General features: G+C 72.3%; 12 protein-coding genes. 9 read left to right on the top strand and 3 right to left on the bottom strand.

Annotation, left to right across the window (positions count from 1 at the left end):
* Positions 1-66: 66 nt before the first annotated feature.
* From IE330_RS25240 to IE330_RS25215, 6 genes are all read left to right on the top strand, one after another.
* Positions 67-1,683: an L-lactate permease gene (locus tag IE330_RS25240; RefSeq protein WP_190138408.1), complete on the top strand. Its 1,617-nt coding sequence runs from the start codon at positions 67-69 to the stop codon at positions 1,681-1,683.
* Positions 1,684-1,979: 296 nt separating this feature from the next.
* Positions 1,980-3,344: a phosphomannomutase/phosphoglucomutase gene (locus tag IE330_RS25235; protein WP_190138422.1), complete on the top strand. Its 1,365-nt coding sequence runs from the start codon at positions 1,980-1,982 to the stop codon at positions 3,342-3,344.
* Between the two features lie 285 nt (positions 3,345-3,629).
* Positions 3,630-3,806 carry a Trm112 family protein gene (locus tag IE330_RS25230; protein WP_190138407.1) on the top strand — a complete coding sequence of 59 codons (177 nt, stop codon included), beginning with the start codon at positions 3,630-3,632 and terminating at the stop codon, positions 3,804-3,806.
* A gap of 81 nt (positions 3,807-3,887) precedes the next feature.
* Entirely contained in the window at positions 3,888-5,042 is a 1,155-nt protein-coding gene (locus IE330_RS25225; RefSeq protein WP_190138406.1) for an SIS domain-containing protein, read from the top strand.
* Positions 5,043-5,303: 261 nt separating this feature from the next.
* Complete coding sequence (gene manA, locus IE330_RS25220) at positions 5,304-6,455, top strand: mannose-6-phosphate isomerase, class I (protein WP_190138405.1); 1,152 nt, start codon at positions 5,304-5,306, stop codon at positions 6,453-6,455.
* Between the two features lie 137 nt (positions 6,456-6,592).
* On the top strand, positions 6,593-7,570 hold the full coding sequence (locus tag IE330_RS25215) for a cation diffusion facilitator family transporter (RefSeq protein ID WP_190138404.1): 978 nt from the start codon (positions 6,593-6,595) through the stop codon (positions 7,568-7,570).
* Positions 7,571-7,673: 103 nt separating this feature from the next.
* Here IE330_RS25215 and IE330_RS25210 read toward each other — a convergent pair whose 3' ends face one another.
* Positions 7,674-9,854: a fructose-specific PTS transporter subunit EIIC gene (locus IE330_RS25210; protein ID WP_268257342.1), complete on the bottom strand. Its 2,181-nt coding sequence runs from the start codon at positions 9,852-9,854 to the stop codon at positions 7,674-7,676.
* Positions 9,855-10,242: 388 nt separating this feature from the next.
* Between IE330_RS25210 and ahcY the strand changes: the two genes are divergently transcribed.
* The gene (gene ahcY, locus IE330_RS25205; protein ID WP_190138403.1) at positions 10,243-11,700 is read left to right on the top strand and encodes an adenosylhomocysteinase; all 1,458 of its coding nucleotides are present in this window, start codon (positions 10,243-10,245) and stop codon (positions 11,698-11,700) included.
* 384 nt (positions 11,701-12,084) lie between these two features.
* Entirely contained in the window at positions 12,085-12,699 is a 615-nt protein-coding gene (locus IE330_RS25200; protein ID WP_190138402.1) for a hypothetical protein, read from the top strand.
* Between the two features lie 15 nt (positions 12,700-12,714).
* Here the strand turns inward: IE330_RS25200 and IE330_RS25195 are convergent, their stop codons facing one another.
* Positions 12,715-13,656: an RDD family protein gene (locus tag IE330_RS25195; RefSeq protein WP_190138401.1), complete on the bottom strand. Its 942-nt coding sequence runs from the start codon at positions 13,654-13,656 to the stop codon at positions 12,715-12,717.
* Between the two features lie 134 nt (positions 13,657-13,790).
* Here IE330_RS25195 and IE330_RS25190 point away from each other — a divergent pair, with 134 nt between their 5' ends.
* On the top strand, positions 13,791-14,798 hold the full coding sequence (locus tag IE330_RS25190) for a stage II sporulation protein M (RefSeq protein WP_190138400.1): 1,008 nt from the start codon (positions 13,791-13,793) through the stop codon (positions 14,796-14,798).
* 147 nt (positions 14,799-14,945) lie between these two features.
* Here IE330_RS25190 and IE330_RS39205 read toward each other — a convergent pair.
* On the bottom strand, positions 14,946-15,137 hold a 192-nt coding region (locus IE330_RS39205), incomplete at its 5' end, for a hypothetical protein (RefSeq protein ID WP_229925904.1).

Below are 15,137 nucleotides of genomic sequence, written 5' to 3'. Positions count from 1 at the left end.
GACCTGACCATGCCCCCACCGTGATCCCGCACTCTTCGCGAGGCCGCGGCACCCGGGGAGGCCCGCATGTTCGTCCAGGAACTGGAGCCCGTAGCCGACTCGCTCGGCCTGTCCGCACTCGTCGCGACCCTGCCCCTGCTGACCGTCCTGGTCCTCCTCGGCGGCGTCCGCATGCGGGCGCACCTGGCGGGGCCCATCGGCCTCGGCGTCGCCGCCGCGGTCGCCTGGCTCGCGTTCGGCATGCCCCTCGGCCAGACCGCCGCAAGCGCCGCACAGGGCGCCGCCTTCGGGCTCTTCCCCATCCTGTGGATCGTCGTCAACGCCCTGTGGGTGTACCGCATGACCGTCCGCACCCGGCACTTCGACGTCCTGCGCCGCTCCTTCGGCCGTCTCTCCGACGACCCGCGCGTCCAGGCGCTCGTCATCGCCTTCTGCTTCGGCGCGCTGCTCGAGGCGCTCGCCGGGTTCGGCGCGCCCGTCGCGATCAGCGCGGTGATGCTCGTCGCCCTTGGCTTCGACCCGGTCCGCGCCGCGGTCGTCGCCCTCGTCGCCAACACCGCGCCCGTGGCCTTCGGCGCCATGGGCACGCCCGTGGTGACGCTCGCCCAGGTCACCGGCATCCCCCTGGACACCGTCGCCTCCGTGGTCGGCCGCCAGACGCCGCTGCTCGCGCTGGTCGTGCCGCTGCTCCTGGTCGCCCTGGTGGACGGGCGCCGCGGCCTGCGCGAGACCTGGCTGCCCGCGACGGCGTGCGGCTTCGCGTTCGCCGTCGCACAGTTCGTGGCCTCCAACTACGTCTCCGCGCAACTCGCGGACATCGCCGCCGCCTTGGCGGGCGCGGGCGCGCTCGTGGCCGTGCCGCAGGCGCGCAGGCCCGCCGCCGAGCCCGTACGGGCCGCCGTCCTGACCGGCGCCCGCAGCGAGGACCTCGACCACGACGACCCGCGCGCGGACGTGCTGCGCGCCTACGCCCCGTACGCCCTGATCGTCGCGGTCTTCTCCGTGGCCCAGATCCCGCCCGTCAAGGACGTCCTGGCCGAGGCCACCCGCACCGTCGACTGGCCGTTCCTGGACGTCGCCGACCCCGCGGGCGACCCGGTCGGCGGCAACGTCTTCTCGCTGCCCCTGGTGGCGACCGGCGGCACGCTCGTGCTGCTCGCCGGATGCGCGACGGCGGCGATCCTCGGCGTCCACGCGCGCGTGGCGGCACGGGAATGGGCGGCGACCGTCCACGAACTGCGGTACGCGATCCTCACGGTGACGAGCGTCCTCGCCCTCGCGTACGTCATGAACCTCTCCGGGCAGGCCGCCACCATCGGGCACTTCGTGGCGGACGCGGGCGCGGGCCTGGCCTTCCTGTCCCCGGTGCTCGGCTGGTTCGGCGTGGCCGTGTCCGGCTCGGACACCTCCGCGAACGCGCTGTTCGGTGCCCTCCAGGTGACCGCGGCCGAGCAGTCGGGGCTGTCGCCCGAACTGCTCGCCGCCGCCAACAGCTCGGGCGGCGTGCTCGGCAAGATGATCTCCCCGCAGAACCTGACCATCGCCTGCGCGGCCGTCGGCCTCACGGGCAAGGAGGGCGACCTGCTCCGCAAGGTGCTGCCCTGGAGCCTCGGGCTGCTGCTCCTGATGTGCCTGATCGTGGTGGGCCAGAGCACGGCGGCGCTCGGCTGGATGCTGCCCTGACGCGGCGGAGAGCGCGAGCAGGACGGGAGGGGCCGACGAATCCGAGGAGCCCGGTGGGCTTCATGGGTCAGACGTGACGAACGGGGCAGAAGGCCCCTGACGGGGCCGACAGACGGGCAGGCCGGACGTCAACCTCGAACACGACCCCGAGCCTGCCCCTGATCTGCCCCCGACCGACCCGGACGCGACCCTGATCTGTCACTCCATCACCACCGCCCGTCAGCGGTTGGAGGTAGTTTGGGGACCGCCGGGCGAAGGTGCGGCATGGAGTGCAGAACGTCGAGGAAGGGCTGACCGTGGCTGCTGATCTGTCCCAGATCGTGAAGGCGTACGACGTACGCGGGGTGGTCCCGGACCAGTGGGACGAGCACCTCGCCGAGCTGTTCGGCGCCGCCTTCGCACGGGTGACGGGTGCGAACGCGATCGTCGTCGGCCACGACATGCGCCCCTCGTCACCCGGCCTCTCCGGCGCCTTCGCGCGCGGCGCGACCGCCCTCGGCGTGGACGTCACCGAGATCGGCCTGTGCTCCACGGACCAGCTCTACTACGCCTCGGGCGCGCTGGACCTGCCCGGCGCGATGTTCACCGCCTCCCACAACCCGGCGCAGTACAACGGCATCAAGATGTGCCGCGCGGGCGCCGCCCCGGTCGGCCAGGACACCGGCCTCGCCGACATCCGCGCGCTCGTCGAGTCCTGGGCCGAGACGGGCGCCCCGGAGCCCGCAGCCACCCCGGGCACCCGCACGCAGCGCGACACCCTCAAGGACTACGCGGCCCACCTGCGCTCCCTGGTGGACCTGACGGCCATCCGCCCCCTGAAGGTCGTCGTCGACGCGGGCAACGGCATGGGCGGCCACACCGTCCCCACCGTCTTCGAAGGCCTGCCGCTCACCCTCGTACCGATGTACTTCGAGCTGGACGGCACGTTCCCGAACCACGAGGCGAACCCCCTGGACCCGGCGAACATCGTGGACCTCCAGCAGCGCGTCCGCGAGGAGGGCGCCGACATCGGCATCGCCTTCGACGGCGACGCGGACCGCTGCTTCGTGGTCGACGAGAACGGCGACCCGGTCTCCCCGTCGGCGATCACCGCCCTGGTGGCCGGCCGCGAGCTCGCCAAGCACGGCGGCTCGGGCACGGTCATCCACAACCTGATCACGTCCTGGTCGGTGCCCGAGGTCGTGCGCGAGTGCGGCGGCACCCCGGTGCGCACCCGCGTGGGGCACTCCTTCATCAAGGAGGAGATGGCCAAGACCGGCGCGATCTTCGGCGGCGAACACTCCGCGCACTACTACTTCCGCGACTTCTGGAACGCGGACACGGGCATGCTGGCCGCGCTCCACGTCCTCGCCGCCCTCGGCGGCCAGGAGGGCCCGCTGTCCGGCCTGGTGGAGCAGTACGACCGCTACGTCGGCTCGGGCGAGATCAACTCCACGGTGACCGACCAGAAGGCCCGCCTCGCCGCGGTCAAGGCCGCGTACGAGGGACAGGACGGCGTCACCCTCGACGAGTTGGACGGCCTGACCGTCACGGCGGCCGACTGGTGGTTCAACGTCCGCCCGTCGAACACGGAGCCCCTGCTCCGCCTGAACGCCGAGGCCCGCGACGCCCAGACCATGGAGAAGATCCGCGACGCAGCCCTGGCGATCATCAGGGCCTGACCCGGCGTATTCGGGGCTCGCACGCACCGCCCGGCGTTTGTGGCCGGGCGTTCCGCGGGCGGAACGGTGAACGACACCGCCCGGCGTTCGTGGGCAGGCGTTCCGCAGGGCGGAACGGGTGGGCACGAACGCCCCACCGACCCGCACCCGAAACCGAACAGCACACCAGAACAAGGCGGGGGGCAGGGGGCAAGGGGGCGAAGCCCCCGCCCCGGCCCCGCCCGAGGCCCCCAGGTCAGCGATAGGCTGGGCGGACCTCACCGACCACCCGAAGGGACCCGCCCCATGCCGCTCGAAGCCGGCCTCCTGGAGATCCTCGCCTGCCCGGCCTGCCACGCCCCCCTCAAGGAGACGGACACCGAGCTGGTCTGCACCGCCGAGGGCACCGACTGCGGTCTCGCCTACCCGGTCCGCGACGGCATCCCCGTGCTCCTGGTCGACGAGGCCCGCCGCCCCGAGTAAGGATCAGACGAGGGCGAGGCGCGCGTTCCCACGTACGCCCAGCCGCATACCCGCCGCGCCCGGTGATCGGAGGCCGCCCCCATGCTCGACGAGTCACTTCTTGACGCCCCCGACGACCTCGTCCGCGCCGACCGGCACGAGCTGCTGCGCGGCGCCGCCGAAGCCGGTGCCCGCGTACGGACGGCGATCCGGCACGCCACGGAGGCCGGGGTCACGGACCTGAAGCCGGACGGCCGCCCCCGCGCCGTCCTCCTCGCGGGCCCCGGCACCGCGGCCACCGGCGTCGCCGACCTCCTGGACGCGCTCGTGGGCACCACTTCGCCCGTCGTCCGGCTCGCCCCCACGGGCGTGGCCCCCGCCGCGGGCGCCCTGCGCTGGGCCCTGCCCGGCTGGGTCGGCTCGGTGGACCTGCTGCTCATCGCCACGCCGGACGGTTCCGAGCCGGGCCTGACCCTCCTCGCCGAGCAGGCCTACCGCCGCGGCTGCACCGTCGTCGCGGTGGCACCGGCCCGCTCGCCGCTCACCGAGGGCGTCCGCGGCGCCCACGGCCTCGCCGTCCCGATGGCCCTGTCACCGCAGCCCGCCGCCGACGCCCCCTTTGGCACCGAGGCCCCCACCGCCGCCCCCGGCACCCTGTGGGCCCTGCTCACCCCGCTCCTGGCCCTGTTCGACCGCACCGGCCTGCTCAGCGCCCCCACCGAGACGCTCCAGAAGGTCGCCGACCGCCTCGACGCCGTCGCGGAGCGGTGCGGCCCCGCTGTCGCGACGTACAGCAACCCCGCGAAGACCCTCGCCGCCGAGCTGTCCGAGGCGCTGCCGCTGATCTGGACGGAGGGCCCGACCGCGGGCCCGGTCGGCCGGCGGTTCGCGGCCACCCTCGCCGAGCTCGCCGGGCACCCGGCGCTCGCCGCCGAGCTCCCCGAAGCCCTGCCCGCGCACGCCGCGCTGCTCGGGCAGGGGCCCGCCGGCGGCGCCGACGGCGACGACTTCTTCCGCGACCGCGTCGAGGACGCGGCCCTCCTGCGGCCCCGCGCCGTCCTGCTGCGCGACCGCCCCGCCGATGCGGGCGGCCTCACCGCCGCCCCCGCGGCCCGCGAGCTGGCGCAGAGCCACGACGTCGCCCTCAGTGAGCTCGACCCGGACGACGGCGACGACCTGGAGCGCGTCGCCGAGTTGATCGCCCTCACGGATTTCGCCGCCGTTTACCTGGCGGTCGCCTCCGGAGACCGATCATGACCCCGGCCCTCGCACCGGCGCCGTCCCACCCGCGGCCGTACCCGCACCCGTGCGCGCCCGCGGGCAGGCACCCGTACGCAGGCAGACGCGCACCCGCGGGCGGACGCGCACCCACGGGTAGAGCCGAACCCGCGGACACCTACCCGCACCGGCACTCGCGCCGCACTCGCACCCGTAGGACCACGCTCGACAGACACCGCGTACGCGCGCGGAGACATCCCCTCGTACGCGTCCCCGCAAGCCCGTAAGGGAGACCTCTCCGTGGACCGCCTCACCAACACCATCCGCCCCTACGCCTGGGGCTCCACCACCGCCCTCGCGGGCCTCCTCGGCGTCGAGCCGACCGGTGAGCCGGAGGCCGAGATGTGGATGGGCGCCCACCCGGGAGCGCCCTCGCGCACCGAGCGCGGGCCGCTCGACGAGGTGATCGACGAGGACCCGCGCCGCGAGCTCGGCCCGCGTACCGTCGACAAGTTCGGCCCCCGCCTGCCGTTCCTCCTGAAGATCCTCGCCGCGGGCGCCCCGCTCTCCGTCCAGGTGCACCCCAACCTGGAGCAGGCCAGGGAGGGCTACGAGGACGAGGAGGCCCGCGGCATCCCGCTCGACGCCCCCCACCGCAACTACAAGGACGCCAACCACAAACCCGAACTCATCTGCGCGCTCACGCCCTTCGACGGCCTGTGCGGCTTCCGCGCGCCCGCCGACGCCGCGAACCTGCTCGACGGCCTCGGTGTCGACTCGCTCAAGCCGTACGTCGACCTGCTGCGCGCCCAGCCCGAGGACGCCGCCCTGCGCGAGGTCCTCACGGCCGTGCTCACCGCCGACCGCGACGAGATGGCCAAGACCGTCGCCGAAGCCGCGGCCGCCGCCGAGCGCCTCGGCGGCTCCTACGCCCCGTACGCCGACGCGGCCCGCCACTTCCCCGGCGACCCCGGTGTCATCGCGGCCATGCTGCTCCACCACGTCCGCCTCAAGCCCGGCGAGGCCCTGTACCTCGGCGCCGGAGTCCCGCACGCCTACCTGAACGGCATGGGCGTCGAGATCATGGCCAACTCCGACAACGTCCTGCGCTGCGGCCTCACCCCCAAACACGTCGACGTGCCCGAACTCCTGCGGGTCGTGCGCTTCGAGGCGGGCGAGCCCGGCGTGCTGCGCCCCGAGGCCTCGCCCGACGGGGAGGAGGTCTACGAGACGCCCATCGACGAGTTCCGCCTCTCCCGCTTCGTCCTGCCCGGGAGCGACACCCGGCACGACCTCACCGCCGAGACCCCGCAGATCCTGCTCTGCACGGCGGGCACGGTCCGCGTGGGCGACCTCTCCCTGACGCCCGGTCAGTCCGCGTTCGTCCCCGCGGGTGAAAAGACCGACGTATCCGGCAGCGGCACCGTGTTCCGCGCCACTGTGGTGGCCTGAACCACCCCGCGCACCACGTGCTGCAACAATGACCCACCGCACCGGCCGCCCCTCGGGACCCGGCCGGCGCGGATGGACGTACGCACGCGGGCCGTGCGGCAGGCATGGCAGGCAATCGAAGGGACAGACGGGCACACATGAGTGCGTCAGGCGGAACAAAGGCGATCGTGGCGGCGCTCGCCGCCAACCTCGCGATCGCGGCGTCGAAGTTCGTGGCGTTCCTCTTCAGCGGCTCGTCCTCGATGCTCGCCGAGAGCGTCCACTCGCTGGCCGACTCCGGCAACCAGGGACTGCTGCTGCTCGGGGGCAAGAAGGCCCAGCGCGAAGCCACGCCCCAGCATCCCTTCGGCTACGGACGCGAGCGCTACATCTACGCGTTCCTGGTCTCCATCGTGCTCTTCTCCGTCGGCGGCATGTTCGCCCTCTACGAGGGCTACGAGAAGATCAAGGACCCGCACGAGATCGAGCACTGGTACTGGCCCGTCGGGGTCCTGGTGTTCGCCATCATCGCCGAGTCCTTCTCCTTCCGGACGGCCATCAAGGAGTCCAACGCCCTGCGCGGCTCGCTCTCCTGGAAGCAGTTCATCCGCCGCGCCAAGGCGCCCGAGCTGCCCGTGGTGCTCCTGGAGGACCTCGGCGCCCTCGTCGGCCTGGTCCTCGCGCTCGGCGGCGTCGGCCTGGCGCTCGCCACCGGCGACGGCGTCTGGGACGGCATCGGCACGCTGTGCATCGGCGTGCTGCTGATCCTCATCGCGATCGTCCTCGCCGCCGAGACCAAGTCGCTGCTGCTGGGTGAGGCCGCGGGCATCGAAGAGGTCGCGAAGATCGAGAAGGCCCTCGTCGACGACGACACCGTCACCCGCGTCATCCACATGCGCACGCTCCACCTCGGCCCGGAGGAGCTGCTGGTCGCCGCCAAGATCGCCGTCCGGCACGACGACACCGCCCGCGAGATCTCCGCATCGATCAACGCCGCCGAGGACCGCATCCGCGCCGCCGTGCCGATCGCCCGCGTCATCTACCTGGAGCCGGACATATACAGCGAGGAAGCGGCCGCCGCGGGTCCGAGCCCGACGAAGACCCCGGGCGGCCCGGCACCGGAGCCCGGCCACTGACCCAGGGCCGGGCCAACCGACAAGGGCGACGACAGAGGGGCCCGCACCGCACAGGTGCGGGCCCCTCCGCCATGCCGGGGCGGCAGGCGCCGAACGGCACGGCTCACCCCACCTCGCCCAGCACCTCCAGGACCGCCGCCTCGTCCCTCGCGGCCACCAGCCGCTCCCGGAACCCGGTATCCATCAGCTTTCGCGAAAGCAGGGCCAGGATCCGCAGGTGCTCATCGCCCGCGGCGGCCTCCGGTACGGAGATCATGAAGATCAGCCTGGCCTTCGTACCGTCCAGCGAGCCCCACTCGATGCCCTCGGCCGACCGCGCGAAGCCGACGACCGGCGCCGTCACGGCGTCGGTCTTGGCGTGCGGGATGGCGATCTCCTCACCGAGCCCCGTGGTCCCCTGCGCCTCACGCGCGAGCGCGGTCCGCACCAGCTCCGCCACGTCCGCGACCTTGCCCGTACGCGCCAACAGCTCCGCCATCTCGCGGATCGCGGCCTCCTTGTCCCCGGCGTCGAGCCGCACCTTCACGGTCTGCTCGGTGAGGTACCCGGAGAGCACTTCCGGGGCTTCCGTAGGGGCGTCGGAGGCAGCGGCCGCGGCTGCCCAAGGGCTTTCGGGCCCACGCGGAGGCTCGGCACCGGCCGGAGCCTCCGACACGGCCGGAGCCTCTGACGCGGCCGGAGCCTCTGACGCGGGCGACGCGGGTGACGCGGGTGACGCGGCGGTGGGCACGGCCGCAGCGGCAGCGCCCTCGGCCCCGTTCGCCTTCCCGAGCGCCGCACCGCCACGCCGCTTCCGCTCGCTCAGGTCCACCAGGGACACGGTGGCGAGCGCAGTCACGACCGTTCCGGCGGCCACGGCCACGAAGAACATCGGTACGCCGCCGACCGCCCCGAGCACCGCCACGATCGGGCCGCCGTGCGGCACCGCGTCCTCCACACTCGCCAGGCCCGCGAGGGCACCGGCCACCGCGCCGCCGAGCATGTTCGCGGGAATCACCTGGGCGGGCCGGGCCGCCGCAAACGGAATGGCCCCTTCCGAGATGCCGAACAGCCCCATGAAGAGCGCCGCGAGCCCCGTCTCCCGCTCCTGATCGGTGTAGAGCCGCTTGCGGACCAGCGTCGCGAGCCCCTGCCCCAGCGGCATCACGGGGATCGCCGCGGCGCACATGCCCATGACGGTCTGGTTGCCGGTGGCGATGAGCCCCGCACCGAACAGGAACGCCGTCTTGTTGACCGGACCGCCCATGTCGAAGGCGATCATCAGCCCCAGGATCGCGCCGAGCAGGATCGCGCTCGTGCCCGTCATCCCGCTGAGCCAGTCCGTCAGGTGCTCGAAGACCCACGAGATCGGCTTGCCGATGACGTAGATGAAGAACAGACCGAGGGCGCTCGTCGCCAGGATTGGGATCACGATGATCGGCATGATCGGCTGCACGAACTTCGGGACCCTGACCCGCTTGATCCCCAGCACCAGATAACCGGCCAGGAAGCCGGTCACGATCGCCCCGATGAAGCCGGCCCCCGCCTCGGAGTCGTAGAGCTCACCGGTGTTGGCGATCCACCCGCCGATCATGCCCGGCACCAGCGCGGGCCGGTCCCCGATCGCGTACGCGATGTACCCGGACAGGATCGGCACCATCAGCGTGAACCCGATGACGCCGATCTGGTTCACGTGCATCCAGAACGAACCGTCCGGGATGACGAGCCCGCCCTTGGGGTCGGTGTGCCCGCCCAGCGACAGCGAGATCGCGATCAGCAGACCGCCGACCACGACGAACGGAATCATGTACGAGACACCGTTCATCAGCGCCTTGTACGCGACGCTCCGCTCCCGCCCACCGCTGCCGCCCGCGCCCCCTGGTGCACCGCCGCCTCCGCCGCCTCCGGCTGCGGTGGCCCGCACGCCCTGGTCCCCGGCGCCCTGTACGGGCGCACTCCGGACCTGCTCGATCAGGTGCTCGGGTCGGCTGATGCCCTCGGCCACCCCGACGGACAGCACGCGCTTGCCCGCGAACCGGCTGCGACCGACGTCCTTGTCGGCGGCGATGATGACGCCGTCGGCGCCTCTGACATCGTTGTCAGTCAGGACGTTCTCAGCCCCGATGGACCCTTGTGTCTCCACCTTGATGTCGACGCCGAGGCGCTCGGCAGCCTGCTGGAGCTTCTCCGCCGCCATGTACGTGTGGGCGATGCCGGTCGGGCAGGCGGTCACCGCGAGCAGCAGCGGCCGCTTCCGCGGCTGCTGCCCGCCGACGCCTGCCGAGGGCTCGGCCGGACTGGTCACGTGGTTCTCCTCACGCCGTGGCCAAAGGTCGCGCATATGTTCGCGATCTCCAGGCATCCTGCAACAGAGAGACACAGGATCAAAAAAGCAAAGGTCCCAGTTCGTCGGGCATCGCGACCTTTGTCTCGCCGCCGCCCGGGGACCGCCGCGGGTGCGATTCGGCCATGAGGCCGGCGCCGGGCGCCCTTGTGGCTCACTGCGCCGATCGGTGTAGATTCGTGACAGTGCCAGACGTCGCTGCTGATGGCGGTCGGGCGGTCCGCCCCTGGACCGGCCGAGGGAGAGAGGGCCTCCGACGGACTGCGCTGCGCGCGCCGGCGCACCTTCGTGCCCCGACGCCGCAGATCAGCCATGCCCACCCTCGACCCATCACGAGGAGCAGCTCACCATGACGACTGCCGTCAACGGCAAGGACTTCAAGGTCGCCGACCTCTCCCTGGCCGAGTTCGGCCGCAAGGAGATCAGCCTCGCCGAGCACGAGATGCCCGGCTTGATGGCCCTCCGCGAGGAGTACGCCGACGCCCAGCCCCTCAAGGGCGCCCGCATCACCGGCTCCCTGCACATGACCGTGCAGACCGCCGTGCTCATCGAGACCCTGGCAGCCCTCGGCGCCCAGGTCCGCTGGGCCTCCTGCAACATCTTCTCCACCCAGGACCACGCCGCGGCCGCCATCGCCGTGGGTCCGAACGGCACGCCGGACAACCCCCAGGGCATCCCCGTCTTCGCCTGGAAGGGCGAGACGCTCGAGGAGTACTGGTGGTGCACGGAGCAGGCCCTGACCTGGCCGAACACACCCACCGGCGGCCCGAACATGATCCTGGACGACGGCGGCGACGCCACCATGCTCGTCCACCTGGGCGTCCAGTACGAGAAGGACGGCAAGGTCCCGGCCGTCGAGACCGCCGAGAACGACGAGCACCGCGTCATCCTCGAGGTCCTGCACCGCACCCTGGGTGAGAACGCCCAGAAGTGGACGCAGCTCGCCTCGGAGATCCGCGGCGTCACCGAGGAGACCACGACCGGCGTCCACCGTCTGTACGAGATGCAGCGCGAGGGCACCCTCCTCTTCCCGGCGATCAACGTGAACGACGCCGTCACCAAGTCGAAGTTCGACAACAAGTACGGCTGCCGCCACTCCCTCGTCGACGGCATCAACCGCGCCACCGACGTCCTCATCGGCGGCAAGACCGCGGTCGTCTGCGGCTACGGCGACGTCGGCAAGGGCTGCGCCGAGTCCCTGCGCGGCCAGGGCGCCCGCGTGATCGTCACCGAGGTCGACCCGATCTGCGCCCTGCAGGCCGCGATGGACGGCTACCAGGTCACGACGCTCGACGAGGTCGTCGACAAGGCCGACATCTTCATCACCACGACCGGCAACAAGGACATCATCATGGCCTCGGACATGGCCAAGATGAAGCACCAGGCGATCGTGGGCAACATCGGCCACTTCGACAACGAGATCGACATGGCCGGCCTCGCGAAGGTCCCGGGCATCGTTAAGGACGAGGTCAAGCCGCAGGTCCACACCTGGACCTTCCCCGACGGCAAGAAGATCATCGTCCTCTCCGAGGGCCGCCTGCTGAACCTGGGCAACGCGACGGGCCACCCGTCCTTCGTGATGTCCAACTCGTTCGCGGACCAGACCCTGGCCCAGATCGAGCTGTTCACCAAGCAGGAGGAGTACCCGATCGGCGTCTACGTGCTCCCCAAGCACCTCGACGAGAAGGTCGCCCGCCTGCACCTGGACTCGCTCGGCGTGAAGCTCACGACGCTCCGCCCCGAGCAGGCCGCGTACATCGGCGTCAAGGTCGAGGGCCCGTACAAGCCGGACCACTACCGCTACTGAGCCGCCGCCCGACCGCGGGCTCCGGAACGGGCCGCCCCGGCGCGGGGGCGCCCGGCCCGGACCACGGCCGGCGGCCGCCCGGTCCACCAGCCGCCCGGCACGGCAGCCGGCACGGACCGGCGGCCAGGACGACTCCAGCAGGCCCTCGCCACCCGGCGGGGGCCTGCCGCCGTAGTGGCCCCGGTGCCCCGCCACGCGCGGCGGACCACGGGCGCCCGCTCAAGTGCTGCGGACCGGCTGCCGATCCCGCTCCCGGGACCCCGCCGCTCCGCCATCCGCCGCAGGACGCCCCTCAGGTATGCCCCCCTCAGGTACGCCTCTCAGGTACGCCTCACGTCACGTACGCCCTCGTCGCGCACGTCCTCCGACAAGGACCAAGCCCTCATGCCCCGCGGCCGCTATTCGCTGTACGACCCGCACGATCACACCCCCCTCGGTGAGGAACACTTCCACTGCGCGCCAGGCCCGTCCGGCTGGCGCTACGTCGCCCAGCGCACCACCCCCTCCGGCGACCACGCGGGCTCCGTCGACCTGGCGCTCGACGAACTCGGCCGCCCCATCCGTCTCGAACTCAACGCCGCGGGCTGGCAGGTACGGGCCGCCGCCCTCGACGGCGTCACCTGGGTCCGCACCGACGCCACCGGCGCCCATGCCACCGAGAACAACGCCCCCGCTCACGCCTTCACCGGCACGTCCCCCGCCTTCCTCGTCGCCACCGCCCGGCTGCTGCGCCTCGCCCCCGCCGCCCCCGCGACGCGCGTCCGCCTGGTCGCCTTCACCGACCCGGTCCTGGCGCCGCGCACCCTCGACCAGTCCTGGGCCTTGCTCGCAAGAGAAGCACACGCCACTGACAACGGCCCGCTGACCGTGGACGAATACCAGGTCACAGCCCTGGACACGGGCGAGCAGCACGCCGTCCACCTCAGCGGCGACGTCGTCCTCGCCGCCCCCGGCATCGAGCTCGAACACCTCGAGTCGCCGCCGTCGGTCTTCGCCTGACGCGACCCCGCCCCGTCACGCGGGCGGTACGAAGCCCGTCGCCGGACGCTCCGGCCCCGCAGCGGCGTCCGGGGCGGGCCCGGCGGACGCCGGGGGCGGAGGCGCCTCGCCCCCGGTTGCGCCGGGAGCCGCCCACCGACCCGCGGAGTCTCGTGAGGCGGGTGCGGCGTACGAGTCCGGAGCGCCATCCCAGGCACCCGGCGCCCCACCCCCGCCGAAGGCCCGCTGCGTCTCCCGCGTCTGCCGCTCGTGCACGACGGCGGCCAGGAACGCAGCCGGAGGAACCCCCTCCGGCGCCGGAGCACCGGTCCGCGCCGCCAGGTCGCTCGCGAGCCGCTCCGCCATGCCCCAACTGACCTGCGGGTCGAGCTGCCCCATCCGGGTCAGGTACTGCCGGATCGCCAGCCACAGCCCGTCGGGCACCGCGGACAGGTCGAGCTCCGAGAACCGCCCCGCCAGCCAGGGCGGTGGCGCCGGCACATACCCGGTCCGCGCGGCGGGCACCCGCTCCCGCACGACCAGCGTTCCGGCGAACACGTCCCCGAGCCGTCGCCCCCGCGCCGAGACGAGCGAGGCGATGCACGCGACCACCCCGAACGTCATCAGGATCTCGACGACCCCGATCGCCCCCCGCACCAGCGCGTGCCGGAACCGGATCGGTCCGCCGTCGTCCCGTACGACCCGCAGCCCGCAGGCGAGCTTGCCCAGCGACCGCCCATGGCTGAGCGTCTCCACGGCGATGGGCACGCCCACCAGCACCAGGACGAAGGTCGCGACGGCTACGGCGGCGGCCGCCGCGTCGTCGAGGGACGCCGTCGCGGCCAGCAGCCCCAACGTCACGGCGAGGTAGACCGACCAGGCCACGACCATGTCGACCAGGAGGGCCAGCACCCGGCTGGGCAGCTTCGCGGGACGCAGCTCCAGCGCCACCGCCTCGCCCGTCACAAGCTCACTCACGCCCGCCGTCCTTCCCGTCTCTGCCCCCGGAACCGCCAGTCTGCCAAGCTGAAGAGTGATCGCGCCGCAGTAGGACAAGTACGAGAAGCGCGAGAAGCGCGCGCAGTACGAGAAGCCGAGGAGCAGCCAACCCGATGGACCTCGACGTCTTCGTGTCGGCCCACCGAGCCGAGTGGGACCGCCTCGACGCCCTGCTGCGCCGCCGGCGCCGCCTCACCGGCCCCGAGGTCGACGAGCTCGTCACCCTCTACCAGCGCACTGCCACGCACCTCTCCCTGATCCAGTCCAGCGCCCCGGACCCGCAGCTCACCGGACGCCTCACGCAACTGGTGGCCCGCGCGCGCAGTGCCGTGACCGGCACACGCCGAGCCTCCTGGAGGGACGTCACACGCTTCTTGGTGCACGGTTTCCCCGCCGCGGTCTACCGTTCCCGGCGCTGGTGGGTTCCCACGGCCCTGTTGTCCATCCTCCTGGCGGGCGTCATCGGCTGGTGGGTCGGCACGCACCCCGAGGTCCAGTCCTCGATCGCGGCCCCTTCGGAGCTGCGCGACATGACGCGCCCCGGAGGCGAGTACGAGACGTACTACTCCAGCCACCCGGCGACGTCGTTCGCCGCCCAGGTGTGGACGAACAACGCCCAGGCAGCGGCGATGTGCCTGGTCCTGGGCGCCTTCCTCTGCTTCCCGGTGATCTGGATCCTCTTCCAGAACATGCTCAACGTAGGCGTCGGCATCGGCCTGATGTCCTCCGCCGGCCGACTGGACACCTTCCTGGGGCTGCTCCTGCCGCACGGCCTGCTGGAGCTGACCGCCGTCTTCGTCGCGGCCGGCACCGGTCTGCGCCTCGGCTGGACCCTGATCGACCCCGGCCCGCGCACCCGCCGGGTGGCCATGGCGGAAGAGGGCCGCTCCGCCCTGGGCATGGCCATCGGGCTCGCCCTGGTCCTCCTCGTGTCCGGCGCCATCGAAGGCTTCGTCACCCCCTCCGGCCTGCCCACCTGGGGCCGCATAGCCATCGGGGTCACCGCTGAACTGCTCTTCCTGTCGTACGTCTACGTCCTCGGCGGCCGGGCGGTACGTGCGGGCGAGACCGGTGACATCGACGCCTCGGAGCGGAGCGCCGAGGCCCCCGCCGCAGCGTGATGTGCGTACAACCCCGCTGAGCTGCTAGTCTCCTCGTCGCCCCGTAAAAGCCGTTGACACGGCCGGACCAGGGAGGTAGATTCGAACAGTTGCCTAGAGCTGTAGAGCTCGAACGGCAGCAGTGAACATCTGCCTGCTTCTTGAATTTCATTGATCGAGAAGCCGCCCCGACTTCCGGAAACCGAGCCGGTCAGACCGGCCGAAAACTTCTGATAAAGTCGGAACCGCCGGAAAGGGAAACGCGAAAGCGAAGCCCGGAAAGGCACCGAGGAAGTCGGAACGGACCGGGAAGCCGGAAAGATCTGATAGAGTCGGAAACACGAAATACCGAAGGGAAGC

Source organism: Streptomyces longispororuber, assembly GCF_014656095.1.
Taxonomy (GTDB): domain Bacteria; phylum Actinomycetota; class Actinomycetes; order Streptomycetales; family Streptomycetaceae; genus Streptomyces; species Streptomyces longispororuber.
This window is presented reverse-complemented; position numbering and strand designations above follow the sequence as displayed.

Excerpts from the sequence above, each read along its gene's own strand:
- IE330_RS25230 (WP_190138407.1), top strand. The coding sequence starts at position 3,630 with ATGCCGCTCGAAGCCGGCCTCCTGGAGATCCTCGCCTGCCCGGCCTGC.
- IE330_RS25215 (WP_190138404.1), top strand. The coding sequence starts at position 6,593 with ATGAGTGCGTCAGGCGGAACAAAGGCGATCGTGGCGGCGCTCGCCGCC.
- IE330_RS25190 (WP_190138400.1), top strand. The coding sequence starts at position 13,791 with ATGGACCTCGACGTCTTCGTGTCGGCCCACCGAGCCGAGTGGGACCGC.
- IE330_RS25200 (WP_190138402.1), top strand. The coding sequence starts at position 12,085 with ATGCCCCGCGGCCGCTATTCGCTGTACGACCCGCACGATCACACCCCC.
- IE330_RS25240 (WP_190138408.1), top strand. The coding sequence starts at position 67 with ATGTTCGTCCAGGAACTGGAGCCCGTAGCCGACTCGCTCGGCCTGTCC.
- ahcY (WP_190138403.1), top strand. The coding sequence starts at position 10,243 with ATGACGACTGCCGTCAACGGCAAGGACTTCAAGGTCGCCGACCTCTCC.
- IE330_RS25225 (WP_190138406.1), top strand. The coding sequence starts at position 3,888 with ATGCTCGACGAGTCACTTCTTGACGCCCCCGACGACCTCGTCCGCGCC.